Genomic DNA, 21,810 nt, shown 5'->3' on the forward strand with positions numbered 1-21,810 from the left:
GTGCTTGGTAAACAACTCTGCACAGTTTGTTACTACTATCTCAATGGTTGATTGGAGCCGGAGGGCAGTCGACTCCTGGTCGGCTAAAAGCGGTCACGTCCTGTGACCAATGCCGACACTAGCACGTCCTGTGCGTCGTGGGAAAAGCACAAAGGGAACGCAAACTAAGAACGCCACGGCCTCATGTCTTCGTCTGCTAAAGTCACATCCTGTACGTCGGAAGACTCAGAAGCAGTGGGTTTCTGCTTCAGAGGCAGACCGCCGTGCCTTAGGATGCGCGTACTGCCCGGAGGCGGAAATCAACGGTACTACGACTAGGGTTTAAATTTTCATTACCACACAATATTCTTCAACTATAAATTAGAAAAACAAGAAAACTATATTTATTCTGATTAACAGTTATAAATAAGGTAAAAAATGGTCATCCTATGTTTATATGAAAAGATGGAGGGAAACAGATGAAAAGATATACATATATCATCGGGATGGCTATTTTTATGTCTTTTTTCTTGGCTAATCCTATATTTGGAGAGGAAAAAAAACAAAATGAATTAGATTTATCGGAAGATGCAAAAGCTTCAATCCTTTTAGACAGGGACTCAGGCACAATACTGTATGAAAAAAATGTTCACGAAAAATTACCCCCTGCAAGCATGACCAAAATAATGACCATGCTATTAGTTATGGAAGCAATTAAACAAGAGAAACTATCACTCGATGAAATGGTGACAGTAAGTGAACGAGCTTCCTCCATGGGTGGATCTCAAGTGTTTTTGGCAGAAGGAGAGCAAATGTCAGTAGAAGACTTGATTAAAGCTGTAGCGATTGCTTCTGGAAATGATGCAAGTGTCGCACTTGCTGAACGAATTGCAGGAACAGAAGAAGCATTTGTTGATTTGATGAATGAAAAAGTTAAAGAATTAAATCTCGAAAATACAAAATTTCAAAATTCATCTGGACTACCCGCTGCAGATCACTATTCGACAGCATATGATATGGCAATAATTGCAAAAGAGTTATTAAAATATGAAGATATTGTAAAGTATACATCCATTTACGAAGACTATTTACGTAAAGGAGAAGAAAATGAATTTTGGCTCGTTAATACAAATAAATTAGTTCGATTTTATCCATACGTGGATGGGTTAAAAACCGGTTATACTAGTGAGGCAAAGTTTTGTTTAACAGCTACTGCAAAGAAAGAAGATATGAGAGTCGTTGCAGTAGTAATGGGAGCAGATACAGCTAAAAGTAGAAATGCAGTGACAATGAATTTAATTGATTATGCTTTTAATCACTACGAGTCGGAAAAGCTGTTTGATCAAGGTGAAAAAGTCGCTAGTTTACGTCATATTCAGTCAAAAAAACTCAAATATGATGTAAAAACAAGTGAACAGATTAGTATGTTACACAAAAAAGGTGAAAAAGATGCTCCATTTACAACCGAAGTAAAAATGAATGAAAATATCTCCCCTCCAATCGGAATCGGAGAACAAGTTGGAACTTTAATTGTTAAAAAGGAAAATGAAACGGTAGTTGAATCCCCTTTGATTGTTGAAGAAAATGTTGAATTAGCAAGCTATTTTGATCTATGGAAACGATCGATGAAAAATATAGCAAAATATAACGGAATGTAGATAAATATATAGAAATTTTAATAGTTTTGTCAAAATGAAGGAATTTAGTTTTGCGATAGCGAACAATTGAATTATGAACCATTTGAGGAGGCTGAAAAACAAGTGAGTTTAACATCAAGCTTTACAGTAAAGGAAAATGTATTAGTTGTTCGTTTAAGTGGAGAACTAGATCATCATGAAGCGGTCAAATTAAGAGAAGCTTGGCAAAAAAAATTGAATCAGGAAGATGTCAAACATGTCATATTGAATTTAAAAGATGTTACGTTTATGGATAGTTCTGGAATTGGTGTTTTACTTGGACGCTACAAAGAAATTGTCCAATTAGGTGGTGAGTTGGTCGTATGTTCTATTAATCCATCTATAAAACGTATATTTGAAATGTCCGGTTTGTTAAAAATTATTCGTTTAGCCGAGAATGAGCAATATGCACTAGATTCTTTGGGGGTGGCATCGTGAAAAATGAAATGGAGTTAACCTTTTTAAGTGTCAGTAAAAATGAAGCATTTGCAAGAGCGACAGTGGGTGCATTTGTTACACAGTTAGATCCAACGATGGATGAATTAACTGAAATTAAAACCGTTGTATCTGAAGCAGTAACCAATGCAATTATACATGGGTATAACAATGAGTCCGATCGTCATGTGAAAATAAAATGTACTATTCAAAATGAAAATGAACTTGAAATTATTATTATGGATGAAGGTGTCGGAATTGAAAATATTTATGAAGTAAAAGAACCTTTATATACTTCAAAACCACATTTAGAACGATCCGGTATGGGCTTTACAATTATGGAAAGCTTTATGGACTCTTTGGAAATAGTCTCCGAAAAAGGACATGGAACAACAGTCATTATGAAAAAGCAATTAACTAAAACGAAAACAGTTTGTCATTAATTAGGTGAATACAATGAATGTAAATGTGAAACACAATAATGACAAAGAAATGTTATCAAATGAACAAGTAAGAGAGTTGATTCTGAAAAGTCAAGAAGGGGACAAACAAGCAAGAGATTTATTAGTTGAGAAAAACGTTCGTTTAGTTTGGTCTGTAGTACAACGATTTTTAAATAGAGGTTATGATCCAGAAGATCTCTTTCAAATCGGTAGTATCGGATTAATTAAATCGATCGATAAATTTGATTTATCTTACGAAGTCCGTTTTTCCACGTATGCTGTACCAATGATCATCGGAGAAATTCAACGATTTATTCGCGATGATGGTACAATTAAAGTTAGTCGTTCGATAAAAGAACTAGGAAATAAAATCAGAATTGCAAAGGAAGAACTTACAAAACAACTTAATCGCTCTCCAACCGTTCAAGAAGTTGCTGAAGCTTTGGATATTACCCCGGAGGAAGTAGCGCAAGCACAAGATGCAATAAAATATCCCCATTCGATTCATGAAACAGTTTATGAAAATGGTGGAGAACCAATCACTTTATTAGATCAAATTGCAGATGATGATAAACAATGGTTTGATAAACTAACCCTTGAAGAAGCGATTAGAAGCTTAACGGAAAGGGAAAGATTAATCGTTTATTTACGGTATTATAAAGATAAAACACAGTCGCAAGTAGCAAAACGCTTAGGAATATCACAAGTACAAGTATCCAGATTAGAAAAGAAAATTTTAGAAGAAATGAAAGAAAAAATGAATAGGTAATTTTTTAAACCTTCGTTCGTTTAAGAATGAAGGTTTTTTGTATATGAAGAGTCAACTGACACATACTACATATAGCCTAGAGAGTTCAGGTAGAAAGGAGTTGTTTGTATGACGGTGACAAATATTATTTATATTCGACTAAAGAAAAGAATTACGACTAACCCCTCTACAAAACTTACATTAAAAGATGTCGCTTTCATTACAACTACTAGTCCTCGTAAAGAACAGCTAGAAAATATACCCATTTATCAAATAACAGAAAAAGATAATGACTATGTAATTATTGATAGCTTTATTATTATCAAACATTTAAATCAGTTATTTCCTGATCTAGAATTTCAATTGTTAGGATTAAACGAAACAATTGTACATGTAACGGAAGAAAAATCACGACCTTCAGTTATTTTAATTTCATTTGTTTGGATCGTATTATTTGTGGGAACCGCTATGACGATTATTAACTTTCACTATGATGTCAGTATGCAAGAAGTACAACAAAAAATACATTATTTATTTACTGGGGAAAAGAAACAATCTCCTTTATGGATTCAAATTCCGTACTCTATAGGATTAGGGGTAGGGATGATTTTATTCTTAAATAAATGGTTTAAAAAACGCTTTAATGAAGAGCCGAGTCCCCTTGAGGTAGAAATTTTCAATTATCAAAAAGATCTTGATAATTATATTGCATTTCATGAAAACGAATTAAACAAGGAAGATCGTTATTAGTAAATTTCTCGAAATAATTATCGGCTTTTCAAGTGGTGTGGTAGTCGGTGGAGCGTTTGTTGCGATTCTAACAGTTTTGGGCGTCATTCCACGCTTAATACAGATTTCAAGAACTATTCGCTTAGTTCATGTATATGGAGGCACGATTATACTTGGAACTTTGTTTGGTACATATTTATCATTTACACAAATAACGTGGGAACAACCTGTATTAATATTACTATTTTGGGGAGCAATCCATGGTGTCTTTAACGGAATGCTTGCAGCAGCACTTGTTGAAATTTTAAATGTTTTTCCACTGCTCTCTAAGCGGTTAGGTCTTGAAAAATATATGGTTATTTTACTATTTGCGATTGTTTTAGGTAAGATTAGCGGCTCCATGTTTCAATGGTTAGTTTTAATGAGATAATAAGGTTGGTGTCAAATCAATGAGTGACGTAAAAAAAATGAATTACGTTTCTAAGGAACTGAAAATTAATGAAAAATATATGAAATATGAAGTGGGAGCAAATATTTCTTATGATGTTAGTTTCCGTGAAATAATTATTTTGGATCGACGGGTTCAGCTATATTATGTTAATGGTCTTGTTGATGATATGACTATCGTCCATATTTTAAGGCAACTTGTAGAAGTAAATGATGATGAAAAAGAAAATGATAAAGTATATGACATTATAAAGAATAGAATCGTCAATCAACAAGTTGAACAAGTAAATAAAATAGATGAAGTAACGGATCAATTGTTATCAGGGTTATTTGTGATTTTTGTCGATGGGGAAAGAGACGCATTTATTGTTGATATTCGGAAATATCCTGGAAGGCAACCGGAGGAACCTGATACAGAACGTGTTATCCGAGGGGCACGAGATGGATTTACAGAAAATGTGGTCGAAAACACTGGTCTGATTCGGAGAAGAATTCGAGACAAACGATTACGTAACGAAATGCTAAGAGTAGGTAAACGGTCAAAAACGGATATTTGCTTAAGTTATTTAATTGATGTAGCGAATGATGATTTTGTTAAACTGGTTAAAGAAAAAATCCAAGACATCGATATTGATAATTTGGTTATGGCGGATCAGGCATTAACAGAGTTATTTGTAGAATATAGTTGGAATCCGTTTCCGGTAGTCCGTTATACAGAGCGACCAGATGTTGCCGGGCACCATATTCTTTCAGGATACATTGTATTAACCGTTGATACATCACCTAGTGTAATTATTTTACCTACTACTTTTTTTGATCATTTAGAACATGCTGAAGAGTATAGACAAACCCCCGCTATTGGAACCTTTACTAGGTGGGTACGGATACTTGCGGTTATCGGTTCATTGTTTTTACTACCATTTTGGTTATTATTCGTTTTAGAGCCAAGTTTACTACCGAAGGCATTGTCATTTATTGGCCCTAAAGAGCAAGGGAATATTCCGATCACAATTCAAATCTTATTAGCTGTTGTGGGGGTAGAGTTTCTACGAATGGCTGCGGTACATACGCCGACTCCACTCGCAACAGCGCTTGGATTAATTGCAGCGGTATTGATTGGAGATATTGCCATAAATGTTGGATTATTTAGTCCAGAAGTTATTTTATATGTTGCCATCAGTACAATCGGATCTTATGTGACGCCAAGTTATGAATTAAGTGTTGCCAATAAAATGGTATCTTTATTTTTAATTTTGATGACAGTTTTTTTCGGATTAAATGGATTCTTAATCGGATCTACTTTAGTAATTTTATTTTTGGTTAATTTAAAAGCATTGAAAACACCGTATTTCTGGCCGTTGATACCGTTTAATTTGCCAGCGCTTATCAGATTTATTTTAAGAGTACCAATCCCTTTCATTCATAATCGTCCGAGTATTGTTCATCCAAAAGATAGAATAAGACAAGGTAAATAAAAGTGAATATTCTTTTGTTTTCGTTGTCAATATGATACATTATTTTTATCTTATTAGTAAATACAGTAATAGAACAATGTTGCGGAGGATGTAGATGATACTTCAAAATCATGCTTTTTCAGTAAATGAAAAAGGGCATTTAGAAATTGGACAGTTAGATACGGTTGATCTTGCAAATGATTACGGCACGCCTCTTTATGTTTATGATGTCGAAAAAATTAGAGAGAACTGCCGTACATTTGTGAACAGATTTAAAAAATTAAATGTAAAGGCACAAGTAACGTATGCCAGTAAAGCATTTTCTTCTATTGCGATTATGCAAGTAATAGCAGAAGAAGGGTTAAGTTTAGATGTTGTTTCAGAGGGAGAATTATACACTGCACTTAAAGCGAACTTCCCGGTTGAGAGAATTCATTTTCATGGTAATAACAAAAGTAGAGCCGAGTTAACAATGGCAATCGAGAATAATATAGGTTGTATTATCATTGACAATTTTTATGAGATTGAACTGTTGGAAGAATTGTTGGAAAAATATGAAAAAGAGATAGATGTCTTGATTCGTGTGACACCTGGAATTGAATCGGAAACGCATCAATATATAATGACGGGGAATGAAGATTCCAAATTCGGTTTTAATTTGCAAAACGGTCAAGCAAAGCGTGCTTTTGAACGACTTTTTAACCATCCAACAATTAAGTTAAAAGGATTACATTCACACATAGGATCACAAATATTTAACACGAGAAGTTTTACTTTAGCAGTTGATTTACTTTTTAAACTGATAGAAACATTTAATAAGGAATATGGCTTTACACCTGAAATAATGAATTTTGGCGGTGGATTCGGGATACGATATACTCAAGAAGATGATCCCCTCCCACATGAAGAATATGTGACAGAAATTGTAAATTCAGTGAAAAGTAAAGTGGAAACATTAGATATTCCTATGCCTGAAATTTGGATTGAACCAGGGCGTTCAATTGTAGGCAATGCCGGTATTTCTTTATATACAGTTGGATCAATGAAAGAGATTCCAAATGTAAGAAATTATGTTTCCGTTGATGGTGGAATGGCAGATAATATCCGCCCTGCTTTATATGGAGCGAAATACGAAGCGGTCATTGCAAATAAAGCAAATAAATTAGCGACAAAAGAAGTTTCGATTTCAGGGAAATGTTGCGAATCTGGTGATATGTTAATTTGGGATTTAAAAGTACCGGAAATTGATCAGAATGATATTTTAGCAGTTTTTTCGACTGGGGCCTATGGGTACTCCATGGCAAGTAACTATAATGGATTCCGAAAACCAGCAGTGGTGTTTGTGGAAAATGGACAGTCAAAATTGGTTGTAAAACGAGAAACGGTTAACGATATTATTAAAAATGATTTACCGTATCTATAAATATTTCACAGACTTTTATGGAAGAATCAAAAGATGTAGTGTAAAATAGTGTTTCAAAGAAATTTATTTATGTATATATTCGTCGAAAGAATGAAAAGGAGACCAAGCAATGAAAACAGGACATATTTTAATGAATAATGGCAATAAAATTGAATTTGAACTATACGAGGATGCAGCACCTAAAACGGTGGAAAACTTTGAAAAGCTAGCAAATGAAGGTTTTTATAATGGATTAACCTTTCACCGTGTAATACCTGGTTTTGTGAGCCAAGGAGGATGTCCTAATGGAACGGGGACAGGAAATGCAGGATATACAATTAAGTGTGAAACCGAAGGAAACCCACATAAACATGTGGAAGGAGCTTTATCGATGGCGCATGCTGGAAAAGATACGGGAAGTTGCCAATTTTTTATTGTTCATGAATCCCAACCTCATTTAGACGGTGTTCACACAGTATTTGGCCAAGTGACAAGTGGCGTTGAGCATGCTAAAAGTATGCAAAATGGAGATGTTATCGAAGAAATAACTGTTAATTCGTAAGCAATGTTTTTGGATCTATTTACCTTTTTATTATTATTATTTTTTATAGCGCCAGTTAGTTTACTATTACATGAAATTGGGCATGCTGTTGGAGCTAAATTAATGCATGCATCCAAGATTAACATAACAATTGGGACTGGAAAAATAGTCTTCGAAGGTTCTATTAAAGGCATTCAAATTGTAATTAGAAGGTTATTTATAATTAATAGTTTAACTTCCACTTTTCGTGATGACCCATTTAATAAGCAAGAAAAAATGATCATTTCCATTTTAGGTCCGGGATTTAGCGGGATTCTTGCAGGAATACTTTATATGATCTATCATGCTTTTATTCCGTCCAGTGTTTTATATATCTTTTTTTTGTTTAATGTATGGCTTGTATTTATTAATATATTGCCATTAAAGATTGGACAAAAGGAATCCGATGGGTATACTATATATAAAATACTGTTTCGAAAATAAATCGAACTGTCTAAGTGTAATTTTAGGAAAACAGATCGTTAATTTTCACATAGATTGTTTATTTTATGTAATATAATTCACAAAAATTACAGAGAAATATATAATGGAAAGAACAAATTGATTTATATAAACTTAAGTTAATGAGGGGTTCTTATGTTAATTCGCTATAAAAAAAACCATGAAAAAATTGCGATGGGATTGCTTTCTTTCATGCCAGTAGAGAAAGATGTAAAACATTTACAGCAAACGATGAAGGAATATGAAACAAACTCAAACTGGCATCTATATTTATGGAGAGAAGATGATGATGTAGTTGGAGCGATCGGTTTAACTATTGAGGATGAATTAAATGTGGTTATCCAACATATCTCAGTCAATCCATCTTATCGTAATATTGGCATTGGTAAAAAAATGATTGATGAAATTCAATCATTATATGGTGATAAATATGACGTTTGCGCGAATGATTTAACACAGCAGTTTTTTCAAAAATGTGCAAGCAAATCGAATGAGGATGCCGAGGAATGAATTGATAATAAATGTTAACCAGCCAATGAAGGCTGGTTTTTTTCGCAGATAAGAAAGTATAAAACTTTCCTACTGCTTACTGGCTAAAAGCTCAGGCGTCCTGGGACTGCACTTTCGTTCGTCCCACCGTAAAGATTTGTCTCAGGCGTAAGTCACTAGCACGTCAATCATTCGTAAGTGTAACTAGGGCTTTCGCCAAGGCTTGGCGATAAGCCAAGTTTTCTAAAACTTTGTTGATTAAGGCTTAGGTAAAAGCTTTATGAATAATTGGTGAATCTTCAGTAAGGGAGGTTTTTCCCTTACTGAAGATAGTTATTTTATAACCAAGCTGCACCAACAATGATGAGAAGAATAAACAATACAACGATTAACGCAAATCCCCAACCGTAGCCACGGCCATAACCGCCTTCACAGTGACCCATTATTACTCCTCCTTTAAAAATTTGGGTTTTTTAATCTTACAGTAATAACGTATGAGGATAAGAGTCTCGATGTATGGGCATATATGCTAAAATGTTTTATAATTGTAATTATACATATGAAAAGGAAAGAGGATGAAACCAATGAACGGTACTTATGAGGTTAAATTAGATGCGTTTGAAGGTCCTCTAGACTTATTATTGCATTTAGTAAACGAACTTGAAATTGATATTTACGATATACCGGTTGCAGAAATTACGGAACAATATATGGACTATGTAAATGCAATGCAGAAAATTGAGTTAAATATCGCAAGTGAATATTTAGTGATGGCGGCTACCCTGCTTGAAATTAAAAGTGCAATGTTATTACCTAAGAAAGAAGTAATTTCAGATGACGAGTATGAAGAAGATCCTAGAGAGGAATTAATAAATAGATTAATCGAATATAAAAAATATAAACAAGCGGCTGAAGATCTACAAGAAAAGGAATTAGAAGAAAATCAACTTTATACTCGTTCACCGTTTCAGTTTGATAAAGATCTTATCAATAATGAAACAAATGAAAAAGGAGATGTTTCCATCTATGATTTGTTGAAGGCATTAAACAAGGTTTTTGAACGTAAGCATTGGTATGCCCCATTGGATACAAAAGTAAGCAGAATGGAAATATCAATTGAAGAACGTATGGATCAAATTTTATTAAAAATAAAACAAACCAATGAACCTATACAGTTTGATCAACTATTCCCATTTCCAAACAGAACTCATATGGTAACAACTTTTTTAGCTATATTACAATTGCTCAAAAATCGTCAGATACAGTGTAAACAAGAAAAACACTTTCAGCCTATTATTATTAGCAGATTGGAGGCATAAAGTGGTTAAAGAAATAAAATATAAAGGAATTACGGAAGGATTACTTTTTGCAAGTGGAGATGAAGGAATTACGATTAAACAAATTGCGAAAGTTATAGAAGTTGCTGAAGAAACAGTACAACATTTAATAGAAGAATTAAAATTTGATTATGAACATGAAAACCGCGGGATAACAATTATCCAATCAAATGAAGTTTTTCATTTAACGACGAAACCAGAACATAATGAATATTATAAGAAACTCCTGCAAAGTCCACGTTCTACTAGAATGTCGCAAGCAGTATTAGAAACATTAGCGATAATTGCTTATAATCAACCAATTACAAGGGTAGAAATTGAAGAAATTAGAGGAGTAAATAGTGATTATGCAGTGCAAACACTACTTGCTAGATCCCTAGTTGAATGTGTGGGAAGGAAAGAAGGTATAGGTCGTCCCAAACTTTTCGGGACTACGAAAGAATTTTTAACTTATTTCGGACTTTCTTCGATCGATGATCTTCCTCCTTTACCGGATGATATTGACAACAGTACCATCGAACAAGAAGCAGACTTATTTTTTAACCGGTAAGAAATGATGGATTATATAAAAAAGTTAATTTAAAACATAATTGTTAATCCGCTATTACCATAAACTGTTGAGTAAAGTTGGATAGTAATTGTCCTCCGCTACGGAAAAAACTTGACACACTTTTCACTCAATTTATCGGTGAAATACCGCTTCGGCAGAATACTTCGCTTTCCGTGGGCACGGCCTCAGCCTCCTCGCGGAAAGACCACCGCTGCGGGGTCTTCGGACTCGTGCTTTTCCCACAGGAGTCTACGTATTCTGCCTACGCTAGTATGAATTCTCAAATTAAATAATTGACTTTTGTCTAATAAATCTATCCCAGCGGAGGAAATGCACGGAGACTCCTGTGGGAGGACAGGCCTAGGTGAGACAACGCAGTGCGTAGCACAAGGAAGGCTCAACAGCCGCCCGCGGAAAGCGGAATGTATTTCCATAGCGGTATTTTGCTTTGTAGCTTCGTTTTTATTTCCACACTGGAAATCAACGGTTTACCAACTAGGTTTACAAATTTTCACTACTCAACAGTTTCCCTCAACTGTTAATAAGAAGGGCAACTAAAAATACGAAACGAGCTTTAAGAAATAATCATATGTCTTGGCTTGGCGCATAAAATAAACTATATCCACTGGATAGGAGGAATTTTATGCGCCTATTTATTGTTCGTGCTACTATTCTATTATTTATATTACTTTTTTTATTCCCAACAAATGGACAATCTATGGAAGATATTTCTGTTTCAGCAAATAATGCTGTCTTGATTGAAGAAACTACTGGTAGGATTTTATTTGAAAAACAAGCACATGAAAGAAAACCCGTCGCAAGTATTACAAAAGTGATGACTGCCATTATTGCTATCGAACAAGGCGATTTAAAAGAAAAGGTGAAAGCTAGTAATAATGCGATACATACAGAAGGTTCATCGATTTATTTACAAAAAAACGAAAAAATGTCTCTAGAAGATTTACTATACGGCCTTATGCTTAGATCAGGAAATGATGCTGCGGTTGCGATTGCCGAACATATTGGGGGAAGTGAAGAAGGTTTCGCCTTTCTAATGAATGAAAAAGCTAAGTATTTAGGTATGACAAACACAAACTTTAAAAACCCCCATGGACTAGATGAAGATGGTCATTATTCCTCCGCTTACGATATTGCAATTTTAATGAAATATGCAATGGAAAACGAAACATTTAAAAAAATTTCTGGAACAGAAGATTTTCTTTCAGACAATCGGACATATAAATGGAAAAATAAAAACAAATTACTAACACAATATTACGAACACTGTACTGGAGGAAAAACTGGATATACTAAAAAAGCAGGGCGGACACTTGTAACAACTGCGTCAGATAAGAAATTGTCATTGATTGCTGTTACATTAAATGGACCCGATGATTGGAACGACCATACTGCCTTATTTGAATATGGCTTTAATGAACATAAATTAGTGAAATTAGAAAGCAAAGGGAAGAGAACATTTGTATCAGAAGAAACATTCCTAACAGGTTTAATCAAAGAAGATATACTTTACCCTCTTCGTAAAGACGAACATACAGAACTAAGAAAAAAAGCTTTCATTAAACAATTATCAAGTGAATCAGCATCGTCTGATAGTAAAATGGGGACAATCATTTATTCTATAAATGATGAAAATATATTAGAAGTACCTGTTTATTACACCGCTTCTAATAAGGAATCATTTTGGGAACAAATTCTACATGCTTTTAACAATCTAATAAGGTTTGATTCCGATGGTTAATTTAATTTGGGCGTTAATGGCTATTATTGGTATCGTGTATGCTTTGTTTAATGGGACAATAGAAAATGTAAATAAAGCTTTATTCGAAAGTGCAAGCGAAGCTGTGACTCTATCAATCGGGTTAATAAGTATTTTAGTCTTCTGGTTAGGGATCATGAAAATTGCTCAAGAAGCTGGGATATTAACTATTTTGGCGAAAATTTTTAGACCGATAATTTATAGGCTTTTCCCAGAAATACCGAAAGATCATCCAGCAATTGGATATATTGTTTCAAACATAACTGCCAATATGTTTGGCCTTGGTAATGCAGCAACTCCAATGGGGCTAAAAGCGATGGAAGAAATGAAAAAGTTAAGCGATTCGCCAGTTGCATCCAGGTCAATGATTACTTTCTTAGCCCTAAATACATCAGGTTTAACATTGATACCGACTACTGTAATTGCTATTCGGATGCAATATAATTCCTCGGCACCGACCGAAATTGTAGGTACGACAATTATAGTTTCCCTTATTGCTACAGTGTCTGCCATTCTATTAGATCGACTTTTTTATCATACTTCTAAAGATAAAGAGGGATCGTGATGGGTTATCTAACGATAATTAGTGCTTATATTATTCCTTGTTTTATTTTAATCGTGTTGCTCGTTGCTACATATAAAAAATTACCTTCATATGAGTTATTTGTCGAAGGAGGAAAAGAAGGAATACAAATGGCCTTTTCCTTACTTCCTTTCCTTCTAGGAATGATTGTTTCTATTTCGATACTTAGAAGTTCTGGAGCATTAGAGGCTTTTATAGAACTAATTACACCGCTTTTAGTTTGGTTTGGTATACCACCTGAGATACTTCCACTTGCACTTATTCGGCCAATCTCAGGCACGGCGGCTTTAGGAATGACAACGGAGTTAACTCAACATTACGGACCAGATTCATTTATAGGACGACTTGCAGCAACGATGCAAGGAAGTACAGATACAACGCTTTATATTTTAACCATATACTTTGGAGCAGTAGGTATCCAAAAGATGCGATATGCATTAAAGGTTGGTCTGCTGGCTGATATAGTCGGTATTTCCGCTTCTATCATAATTGTTAAACTAGTGTTTGGCTAGCGTTAATTAGTTTTAACGCTTTTTTTGTTGTTCGCTAAATTATTTACATGTTTTCAAAGTTAAACACTGTTCTTCCTAGAGTGGCTGGTTTCTTTCACTTTTCTTCCACCTTTTAAGGTGCTATTATAAATTAAGGCTTAACAGAGCTAAATATATGTTTGAATTTCCTCAATATATACATAATACATACTAAAGGAAAAATATGGTGATATCATGACAAATTTTGAAAGGCTACAAAAAGTGATTGCACAGAGTGGGCTAACATCACGAAGAAAAGCAGAAGATTTAATACTAGATGGAAGAGTTAAAGTGAATAACAAGGTGATTACAAAATTAGGTACAAAAGTTTCTCAAAAAGATGAGATTACCGTCGATGAAATCCCCCTAGAAAAAGAAAAACTCGTTTATTATGTTTTATATAAACCTAGAGGTTATATTACATCAGTTAAGGATGATAAAGATAGAGAGACGGTTATTGATTTAATGGAAAGCATTCCTGAGCGTATTTTTCCGATCGGTCGTTTGGATTATAATACGTCTGGTGTCTTATTACTAACCAATGATGGTGATTTTGCTAATCTTTTAATGCATCCCAAACATGAAATTGAGAAAGTGTATATAGCTAAAATTAAGGGTATACCAAAGAAAGAGTCATTAAATCAATTAGTAAAAGGTGTGAAAGATAAAGACGATTTATTAAAGGCTGTTAATTATAAAGTTATTTCCGTTGATAAAAGAAAACAAACAATGGTTTTAGAGATAGTATTACATGAAGGGAAAAACAGACATATTAGAAGAATGATGGAGCAAATTGGACATCCTGTTTTAAAATTAAAAAGAGAAAAATACGGTCCAATCACTGTACATCAGCTACAGCCTGGTAAATATCGCCCTTTAACGAAGCAAGAAATTCATCAATTAACAACACTAGCTACTAAAAATGTTAAACAATAGACAAATATTACAATCTAATAAATGTTATAATGTGTTTTGGGAGTGATCAACATGGTTCTAGATGAAGCACGAAAAAACAAACAGAACAAGATGAAAAAACGTTTTATTTTTAGAACGATTATATTAGCCATATTACTTGCGGCTGTCGTGTTTGCATTAGTAACGAATCTAAATAAAGATAAGGAAGTTTATCAAGTCGGGGATAAAGCGCCTGATTTTGAGTTAGTTCAGATAAATAAGAATAATGAATTGGAAAAAATTCGCCTAAGTGATTTAGAAGGTAAAGGTGTAATGCTGAATTTTTGGGCAACATATTGCAAACCATGTGAAGCTGAAATGCCTTATATGGAGGAATTGTATCCAAAATATAAAGAGGATGTAGAAATTGTTACAGTTAACCTTGATGCAAGTGAGCTAGTAATACACCAATTTATCGATAAATACGATTTAACTTTTCCAGTTGTTCACGATACAAAAAGCGAAGTAATGGATTTATACAGTGTAGGTCCTATACCTAGTACGTTTTTTATTAATCCAGAAGGTGAAATTGTAGAGAAGGTTGCAGGTGCCTTAACACTTGATACGTTAGAAGAGCACTTTAAAGAAGTACAACCATAGTATTTGATATTCTAATAGTGAGGGATTTAGATGGACAAGCTTAAGTGTGAATGCGGACACGTGAACCCTGAGGGCACCATTCTTTGTGAGTCATGTGGTAAACCGATTGAAGGAAACCAACATATAGATGGAAATGATAAAACGAAGCTTCTTAATATGCGCTATGATGGAACAGCAAGAAGATCACAAACATATAATCGGACAATTGTCGATAAGATATGGAATTTTTTCTCATCTGTGAAAGTGGGAGTAATGCTCATCGTTATAGCGCTAATAGCCTCGGGATTTGGAACAATCTTTCCTCAAGAACAGTTTATTCCGCCTGAAGCTGAGAACCGTGATCCGGCTGTTTTTTATGAAGATTGGTATGGACTTATCGGAAAAATTTATTATCAACTTGGATTTCATGAATTATACAGTTCCTGGTGGTATATAATTTTAATTGCTCTGATTGGAATATCACTAGTTATCTGTAGTATTGATCGCTTTGTCCCGTTGTATCGAGCATTAAAAATACAGCAACCAAAACGGCATAATTCATTTTTAAGCAGACAACGACTTTTCAGTAAAACAGCTGTTGTGTCAGAAGAAGAGAAGGAAACATTGGTAAGCAGTCTAAAAAAACAACGTTATAATATTGTGAATAAGGATGGAAATATATTAGCTGAAAAAAATAGATTTTCTCGTTGGGGTCCTTATGTTAACCATATTGGATTGATTATCATTCTTATTGCAGCTATTCTACGAATGACTCCATTTTTTTATTTAGATGAATATGTTTGGGTAAGAGAAGGAGAACAAAAAGTCATTCCAGGAACGAATAATGAATATTACATTGAAAATAAACGTTTTTTATTAGAAGTATATGAGGAAGATGATGAACGTTTTAAAGATGCAATGGAAAGAATGGGGGAACAAGTACATAAAAATTATCAAACAGATTTAATAATCTATAAAACGGTTGGTGAAACTGTTGTTGGAAAAGAACCGGAGTTAGAGAAAGTTACAGAAAGCTCCATCCAACTAAACGCTCCATTAAAAATAGATGGTTATACATTATACCAGTCTGGTTTCCAGGAAAATGAATTTTCAAAAATGAAATTTAAACTGTATGAAACAGCAGATGAAGACCAGAATTCTCTAGGTGAAATAACAGTTGATTTAACATCGCCTGAGCAGACTTATGAACTTGAAAACGGTATAAAGGTCGAGGTTAGTCAATACTATCCGGATTATGTTTTGGAAGATGGGGAGCCACGTTCAGTTTCTAAGTTTCCAAGAAATCCAGCATTTGTTTTTAATGTCATCCCTCCAGATGAAGATAAAGGAGAAATTAGTTTCGTAGGAATAGGTAAAAACATCGATGCTACTGGCGAAAATAAATATAAATTAGGCATCGTAGATTTTGAAATGCGCTATGCTAGTGGGATCACTGTTCGTCAAGATTATACATTACCGTTTTTTATTCTAGGAGCAGCTATTTTTATGATTGGGGTAATCCAAGGAATGTACTGGCAACATCGTAGAATATGGATTAATCCACAAGATGAAGGTATATTACTTGCCGCACATACAAATAAAAACTGGTTCGGTCTGAAAAAAGATATTGAAAAAGCAATTGCTGGAACGAATATTCAAATGGTCATTGACCAAGAAGAAGAAAAAGAGGCCTAGGAGGTTTATTTATGAGTGATTTAACAAGTATTAGCAGTACTGCACTTTATACTGCTTTTATTGTTTATTTAATTGCCACTGTGTTCTTTGGTGCAACAATTAAAGATAAAAGAACAGCGGATATGTCAAAAAAAGGAATCGCTGGAACGATCGCAATTACATTGACGATAATTGGTTTTATCGCCCAACTTGTTTACTTTTTTACACGTTGGGCGGCAGGAGGACACGCTCCTGTTAGTAATATGTTTGAGTTTGTAACATTTTTAGGAATGAGTTTAGTTCTAGCATTTATTATCATTTATTTTATTTATAGGCTAAGTGTTTTGGGTTTGTTTGCACTCCCAATAGCAATGTTAATCATTGCATATGCAAGTATGTTCCCAACTGAAATCTCACCATTAGTACCGTCTTTACAGAGTCATTGGTTGTTTATTCATGTTATTACGGTATCTCTTTCGCAGGGAGTTTTAGCAGTTAGCTTTGTAGCGGGATTAATTTATTTAATTAAAACTATTGATCAATCCGTTTTTAGTATGAAAACATTTGGACTAGAGTTCATATTGTTTGCATTAATTTTAATGCTTGGTTTCGTTGTTTCATCAGTAACTTTTAACTTTTTGGACTATCAAGCTGAAATTGAGTATGAGGAACCGAATTACGAAAAGTTCAAGGATGAAACTCGTGTCAATATAAAACCTGAAGAAATTGCAGTGTATAACAAACCTGCAATCGTAGGACCTAAACACGGTGTTATGCTAACAGAGGATAAGATGAAACCTATTATCCATATTCCAGAATGGATGAAAGGAAAGGACGCGGCAACTAAATTAAATACAGTCATTTGGTCTATTTTAGCCGGTACAATTATTTATGGTTTAATTCGTCTTGTCATTCGAAAAAGAATTGGGGCTTGGGTTCAACCATTTTTGAAAAATGTGAGACCTAACCTCGTTGATGAAATAATGTACCGTTCGGTGGCGATCGGGTTTCCGCTGTTCACGTTAGGAGGGCTTATCTTCGCTGCAATATGGGCGCAAATTGCTTGGGACAGATTCTGGGGATGGGATCCTAAAGAAGTATGGGCGTTAATTACATGGTTCTTTTATGCCGCTTTCTTGCATTTACGCCTGTCGCGTGGATGGCACGGAGAGAAATCTGCTTGGCTTGCGGTCATAGGATTCGCCATTATTATGTTCAATATTATTGTAGTTAACTTAGTGCTTGCAGGATTACATTCTTATGCATAGCAGTAACTAAAATTTATACATTTAAGCTATATTCGTTTATACTAGAGGTAGATAGTAATAGAGGAGGTTTCTTCTTAATGGATGATAATAAAACAGTGTTAGTAGTTGATGATGAAGAAAGAATTAGAAGATTAATTCGCATGTATTTAGAACGAGATAATTTTATTGTTGAAGAAGCTGAAAATGGTAAAGAAGCGTTAGATCTAGCACTTGAAAATAATTATGATGTCATCCTTTTAGATATAATGATGCCTGAAATGGATGGTATTGAAGTTTGTAAAGAATTAAGAAAAGAAAAGATGACTCCTGTAATTATGTTAACTGCAAAAGGAGAAGAATCAAATCGTGTACAAGGGTTTGAAGTGGGTGCAGATGATTATATTGTTAAACCATTTAGTCCAAGAGAAGTAGTATTACGCGTGAAAGCAGTTTTACGTAGGACGAGTAGTTCAAACCTTCAAGATGGATCTAGTTCTTCTAATAATTTAATCGTTTTTCCACATTTAACTATTGATCTTGATGCATACAGAGTGACTTCCAATGATCAGGAAATACAGCTTACACCAAAAGAGTACGAGTTACTCGTTTTCTTGGCCCAATCACCTGATAAAGTATACAAACGTGAAGATCTTTTAAAAGAAGTCTGGCAATATGAATTTTTTGGCGATTTAAGAACTGTCGATACACATGTAAAGCGATTGCGTGAGAAACTAACCAATGTTTCGAAAGAAGCCGCCAAAATGATTGTTACAGTATGGGGTATCGGCTATAAATTAGAGGTTGAGAATAAATAATGTTTTGGCGTAGTGTAGTAGGTAAACTAGCAATAACTATTTTATTGCTAGTTTCTTTTGTATTATTTATCCTCACCATTTTATTGTTAGAATTTTTTGAAGGATTTCACGTACAGGAAGCGGAAAAAGCACTAGTTCAATCAGCATCAAAAATTTCGATGGTAGTAGAAGAACATGACGAAAAGTCTTTGATCCGAGAAATGGTGGAAAGTGTAAAGGATCCAACGAGTAGAGTGATAATTTATTTTGAAGATGGAGAAATCTGGGCGTCAAATACAACGAACGAACATTTGTTAAATTTGGATGCGATTTCCCCTGAGAATAATCCTGATTTAAAGCAAGTAGTAGAGGAACATCGGGCATATAACGAGAAAATGACTATTTTAGAAGATGAAGCTGAAATTATGGTCATCGGTATACCGATCGAAAAAAAGGGCGGAACTATATTTGTTTTTCAATCATTGGACGTTATTAATCAAACAAAAGCTGAAACGACTAAAATTATTTTTGTCGCCGCTGCAATTGCAATTGTATTGACGACAATTTTTGCATTTTTCCTTTCAACAAGAATTACCGCTCCGCTCATTCGAATGAGAGAAGCCGCTATTGATTTGGCTAAAGGTCAGTTTAATACGAAAGTTCCTGTTGTAACTCATGATGAGATAGGTGAACTGGCGATTGCTTTCAACCGAATGGGAAAACAGTTGAACTTTCATATTGACGCTTTAAGGCATGAGAAAGAGCAACTTTCAAGTATTGTAAATTCTATGGCTGATGGAGTAATCACGTTAACAAGGGAAGGAAGAATTATTGTTATTAATCCACCTGCCAAAAAATTTATCGAGGATTGGAATTTTGAAAATAATGTTTTAACGACGGATGAATCTGAAAATCAGCTTCCACACGAGGTTAAATCAATTTTACAAAAGGTAATTAAAGAAGAAAAAGAAGTTTTACAGGAGTTGAATCTCCAAGGGCGAGATTGGGTAATGATCATGACTCCTCTCTATGATAAATCGTATATTCGTGGTGCAGTGGCAGTAATAAGGGATATGACAGAAGAACGTCAAATTGATAAATTGAGAAAAGACTTTATTTCGAATGTTTCTCACGAACTTCGCACACCAATTGCACTGTTGCAAGGATATAGTGAGGCAATCGTTGATGATATCGCTGAGTCAACGGAAGAAAAAAATGAGTTAGCTAAAATAATTCATGAAGAATCGCTTCGGATGGGACGGCTCGTAAATGAGTTGTTAGATATTGGTCGGATGGAAGCGGGACATATGGAATTAAATTTAGAAACCATCGACGCTGAACAGTTTACTAGTCGAATCTACAAAAAGTTTATTGGTATGGCGGAAGAATATAATATAGAATTACGTTTGACAAAAGAGATCGAAAAGAATATGATTACAATTGACCAAGATCGAATTGAGCAAGTTTGTACCAACCTAATTGACAATGCACTCGGCCATACGAAGTCGGGAGGATATGTACATATCCTCGTACGTTCTCAAGATCAACATTTTTATGTTGAAGTTGAAGATAATGGTTCTGGAATTCCTGAAGAAGATCTTTCATTTATATTTGAAAGGTTTTATAAAGCAGATAAATCAAGAACACGTAATGACAAGAAAAAAGGTACTGGACTAGGACTTGCAATTGCCAAACATATTGTATCTGCGCATAAAGGAATCATTTCAGTTAAAAGTAAGGTGAATGAAGGTACAACGTTTAGTTTTAAAATTCCACAGTAATAATGATAAAATTGAATAGGAGACTTTGGTGTGTATACATATTTGTATACTTAAATGGGAATCTAGTGAAAATCTAGAACTGTCCTCGCAACTGTAAGTAATGACGAACTAGGCGTGAAACCACTGTACTTGTACGGGAAGGTGCCTAAAGTAGGATGAATTACAAGTCAGTAGACCTGCCAAACTCTTCAAATTTCATTGACGCTTCGGGGGTAAGGCATCAATCTATATTCATTATTTACATGCAAACCCTCTTGGTGTTTGCATTTTTTATTTTTCAGAAGCTGTTTTCAAACGATAGCTCTTGTCACAAATTCTGTAAATTGTGCAGTTAAATCGCCGTTGATTTTCGCTACGGACAGTACGCTTTCCGCGGGCACGGCTTCAGCCTCCGAAGCAGAAACCCACTGCTTCTGAGTCTTCAGACACGTGCTTTTCCCGCAGGAGTCGACTGCCCTTCACTACAATCAACTAGATGGGTGAATACCCCGGTATAGAACATTTATCATCACTGCACCAGCGGAGGAAATACACGGAGTCCTGCAGGAGGAAAGGCCTAGGTGAGACAACGCAGTGCGCAGCACAAGAAAGCTCATCAGCCGCCTGCGGAAAGCGTAATGTATTTCCGTAGCGGCAGGTCAATTCCTATCCAAATTTACTGCATAGTTTACATCTACTACAAAGTAGATAACAAAATTTACAATGCTTTTTATGATAAGGAGAATGAAATGATGAAAAAATGGATGTTATCTTTATTTACTATTTTCTCAGCACTGGTATTGGTTGTTGGATGTTCTAATGATACAGCAACACCTACCCAAGACGAAGCAAAAGAAGAAACACCAGGGACATCGGAAACAACAGAAGTACAAGAGGAAGTTATTACAGTAACGATTTCGAAAGATGAAGGGGAAGAAGTACTGTCAGAAAAAGAAATAGCAATTGAAGAAAATGATATCTTAATGGATGTTATGAAAGAAAATTATGATATTGAAGAAGATAATGGATTTATTACTTCCATTGACGGGGTTGCTCCAGAAGAAGGAGAAGAGAAAGCATGGATGTATTTTGTGAATGATGAAATGGCAATGGTTGGTGCAGCAGAATATGAATTAGAAGCTGGGGACAAAATCGTTTTCGATTTACAAGCATGGGAATAA

At 34.7% G+C, this 21,810-nt stretch carries 24 protein-coding genes and 1 riboswitch; of the genes, 23 read left to right on the plus strand and 1 reads right to left on the minus strand.

Going from position 1 to position 21,810, the window contains the following annotated elements:
* The first annotated feature begins 458 nt into the window (after window positions 1-458).
* The 11 genes from ACPYKA_RS02350 to ACPYKA_RS02400 all read left to right on the plus strand — a co-directional run bounded on the left by ACPYKA_RS02350 (window position 459) and on the right by ACPYKA_RS02400 (window position 8,865).
* Window positions 459-1,637: a D-alanyl-D-alanine carboxypeptidase family protein gene (locus ACPYKA_RS02350; RefSeq protein ID WP_479540814.1), complete on the plus strand. Its 1,179-nt coding sequence runs from the start codon at window positions 459-461 to the stop codon at window positions 1,635-1,637.
* Between the two features lie 102 nt (window positions 1,638-1,739).
* Window positions 1,740-2,093 (plus strand): anti-sigma F factor antagonist, encoded by a 354-nt coding sequence (spoIIAA, locus tag ACPYKA_RS02355; protein ID WP_336259990.1) that lies wholly within the window; start codon window positions 1,740-1,742, stop codon window positions 2,091-2,093.
* A complete protein-coding gene (spoIIAB, locus tag ACPYKA_RS02360) occupies window positions 2,090-2,533 on the plus strand; it encodes an anti-sigma F factor (RefSeq protein WP_479540815.1) in 444 nt (147 codons plus the stop codon). Before spoIIAA ends, spoIIAB begins: the two co-directional genes overlap by 4 nt.
* A 13-nt stretch (window positions 2,534-2,546) precedes the next feature.
* On the plus strand, window positions 2,547-3,302 hold the full coding sequence (gene sigF, locus ACPYKA_RS02365) for an RNA polymerase sporulation sigma factor SigF (RefSeq protein ID WP_479540816.1): 756 nt from the start codon (window positions 2,547-2,549) through the stop codon (window positions 3,300-3,302).
* Between the two features lie 108 nt (window positions 3,303-3,410).
* Window positions 3,411-4,031: a stage V sporulation protein AA gene (locus ACPYKA_RS02370; protein ID WP_479540817.1), complete on the plus strand. Its 621-nt coding sequence runs from the start codon at window positions 3,411-3,413 to the stop codon at window positions 4,029-4,031.
* Window positions 4,032-4,068: 37 nt separating this feature from the next.
* Window positions 4,069-4,440, plus strand: a complete 372-nt coding sequence (locus ACPYKA_RS02375; protein ID WP_479540818.1) for a stage V sporulation protein AB — start codon at window positions 4,069-4,071, stop codon at window positions 4,438-4,440.
* A gap of 19 nt (window positions 4,441-4,459) precedes the next feature.
* Window positions 4,460-5,932, plus strand: a complete 1,473-nt coding sequence (locus ACPYKA_RS02380) for a spore germination protein (protein ID WP_479540819.1) — start codon at window positions 4,460-4,462, stop codon at window positions 5,930-5,932.
* A gap of 94 nt (window positions 5,933-6,026) precedes the next feature.
* On the plus strand, window positions 6,027-7,334 hold the full coding sequence (gene lysA, locus ACPYKA_RS02385; RefSeq protein ID WP_479540820.1) for a diaminopimelate decarboxylase: 1,308 nt from the start codon (window positions 6,027-6,029) through the stop codon (window positions 7,332-7,334).
* A gap of 109 nt (window positions 7,335-7,443) precedes the next feature.
* Complete coding sequence (locus ACPYKA_RS02390; protein WP_479540821.1) at window positions 7,444-7,875, plus strand: peptidylprolyl isomerase; 432 nt, start codon at window positions 7,444-7,446, stop codon at window positions 7,873-7,875.
* Window positions 7,876-7,977: 102 nt separating this feature from the next.
* Window positions 7,978-8,337 carry a hypothetical protein gene (locus tag ACPYKA_RS02395; RefSeq protein WP_479540822.1) on the plus strand — a complete coding sequence of 120 codons (360 nt, stop codon included), beginning with the start codon at window positions 7,978-7,980 and terminating at the stop codon, window positions 8,335-8,337.
* A gap of 153 nt (window positions 8,338-8,490) precedes the next feature.
* Window positions 8,491-8,865 (plus strand): GNAT family N-acetyltransferase, encoded by a 375-nt coding sequence (locus ACPYKA_RS02400; protein WP_479540823.1) that lies wholly within the window; start codon window positions 8,491-8,493, stop codon window positions 8,863-8,865.
* Between the two features lie 317 nt (window positions 8,866-9,182).
* Here ACPYKA_RS02400 and ACPYKA_RS02405 read toward each other — a convergent pair whose 3' ends face one another.
* Complete coding sequence (locus tag ACPYKA_RS02405) at window positions 9,183-9,287, minus strand: YjcZ family sporulation protein (RefSeq protein ID WP_479540824.1); 105 nt, start codon at window positions 9,285-9,287, stop codon at window positions 9,183-9,185.
* 141 nt (window positions 9,288-9,428) lie between these two features.
* Between ACPYKA_RS02405 and ACPYKA_RS02410 the strand changes: the two genes are divergently transcribed.
* The 12 genes from ACPYKA_RS02410 to ACPYKA_RS02465 all read left to right on the plus strand — a co-directional run bounded on the left by ACPYKA_RS02410 (window position 9,429) and on the right by ACPYKA_RS02465 (window position 21,810).
* Complete coding sequence (locus ACPYKA_RS02410; protein WP_479540825.1) at window positions 9,429-10,163, plus strand: segregation/condensation protein A; 735 nt, start codon at window positions 9,429-9,431, stop codon at window positions 10,161-10,163.
* 1 nt (window position 10,164) lies between these two features.
* Window positions 10,165-10,731: an SMC-Scp complex subunit ScpB gene (gene scpB / locus ACPYKA_RS02415; RefSeq protein WP_479540826.1), complete on the plus strand. Its 567-nt coding sequence runs from the start codon at window positions 10,165-10,167 to the stop codon at window positions 10,729-10,731.
* Window positions 10,732-11,374: 643 nt separating this feature from the next.
* The gene (locus tag ACPYKA_RS02420) at window positions 11,375-12,490 is read left to right on the plus strand and encodes a D-alanyl-D-alanine carboxypeptidase family protein (protein ID WP_479540827.1); all 1,116 of its coding nucleotides are present in this window, start codon (window positions 11,375-11,377) and stop codon (window positions 12,488-12,490) included.
* Entirely contained in the window at window positions 12,483-13,073 is a 591-nt protein-coding gene (locus tag ACPYKA_RS02425) for a nucleoside recognition domain-containing protein (RefSeq protein WP_479540828.1), read from the plus strand. The genes ACPYKA_RS02420 and ACPYKA_RS02425 overlap by 8 nt, the downstream gene beginning before the upstream one ends.
* On the plus strand, window positions 13,073-13,603 hold the full coding sequence (locus tag ACPYKA_RS02430) for a spore maturation protein (protein ID WP_479540829.1): 531 nt from the start codon (window positions 13,073-13,075) through the stop codon (window positions 13,601-13,603). The genes ACPYKA_RS02425 and ACPYKA_RS02430 overlap by 1 nt, the downstream gene beginning before the upstream one ends.
* 213 nt (window positions 13,604-13,816) lie before the next feature.
* Window positions 13,817-14,557 carry a pseudouridine synthase gene (locus ACPYKA_RS02435; protein WP_479540830.1) on the plus strand — a complete coding sequence of 247 codons (741 nt, stop codon included), beginning with the start codon at window positions 13,817-13,819 and terminating at the stop codon, window positions 14,555-14,557.
* Window positions 14,558-14,608: 51 nt separating this feature from the next.
* Entirely contained in the window at window positions 14,609-15,175 is a 567-nt protein-coding gene (gene resA, locus ACPYKA_RS02440) for a thiol-disulfide oxidoreductase ResA (RefSeq protein WP_479540831.1), read from the plus strand.
* Window positions 15,176-15,205: 30 nt separating this feature from the next.
* On the plus strand, window positions 15,206-16,849 hold the full coding sequence (resB, locus tag ACPYKA_RS02445; protein ID WP_479540832.1) for a cytochrome c biogenesis protein ResB: 1,644 nt from the start codon (window positions 15,206-15,208) through the stop codon (window positions 16,847-16,849).
* A gap of 11 nt (window positions 16,850-16,860) precedes the next feature.
* Window positions 16,861-18,096: a cytochrome c biogenesis protein CcsA gene (ccsA, locus tag ACPYKA_RS02450; protein WP_479540833.1), complete on the plus strand. Its 1,236-nt coding sequence runs from the start codon at window positions 16,861-16,863 to the stop codon at window positions 18,094-18,096.
* A gap of 77 nt (window positions 18,097-18,173) precedes the next feature.
* On the plus strand, window positions 18,174-18,890 hold the full coding sequence (locus tag ACPYKA_RS02455) for a response regulator transcription factor (RefSeq protein WP_479540834.1): 717 nt from the start codon (window positions 18,174-18,176) through the stop codon (window positions 18,888-18,890).
* Window positions 18,890-20,650, plus strand: a complete 1,761-nt coding sequence (locus ACPYKA_RS02460; RefSeq protein WP_479540835.1) for an ATP-binding protein — start codon at window positions 18,890-18,892, stop codon at window positions 20,648-20,650. Before ACPYKA_RS02455 ends, ACPYKA_RS02460 begins: the two co-directional genes overlap by 1 nt.
* A gap of 9 nt (window positions 20,651-20,659) precedes the next feature.
* A riboswitch (cobalamin riboswitch) is annotated at window positions 20,660-20,848 on the plus strand.
* Between the two features lie 533 nt (window positions 20,849-21,381).
* Window positions 21,382-21,810, plus strand: coding sequence for a DUF4430 domain-containing protein (locus ACPYKA_RS02465; protein ID WP_479540836.1), 429 nt, complete (start codon window positions 21,382-21,384; stop codon window positions 21,808-21,810).

This window comes from Pseudogracilibacillus amylolyticus (SeqCode) (genome assembly GCF_051918545.1).
Classification (GTDB): domain Bacteria; phylum Bacillota; class Bacilli; order Bacillales; family Amphibacillaceae; genus Pseudogracilibacillus.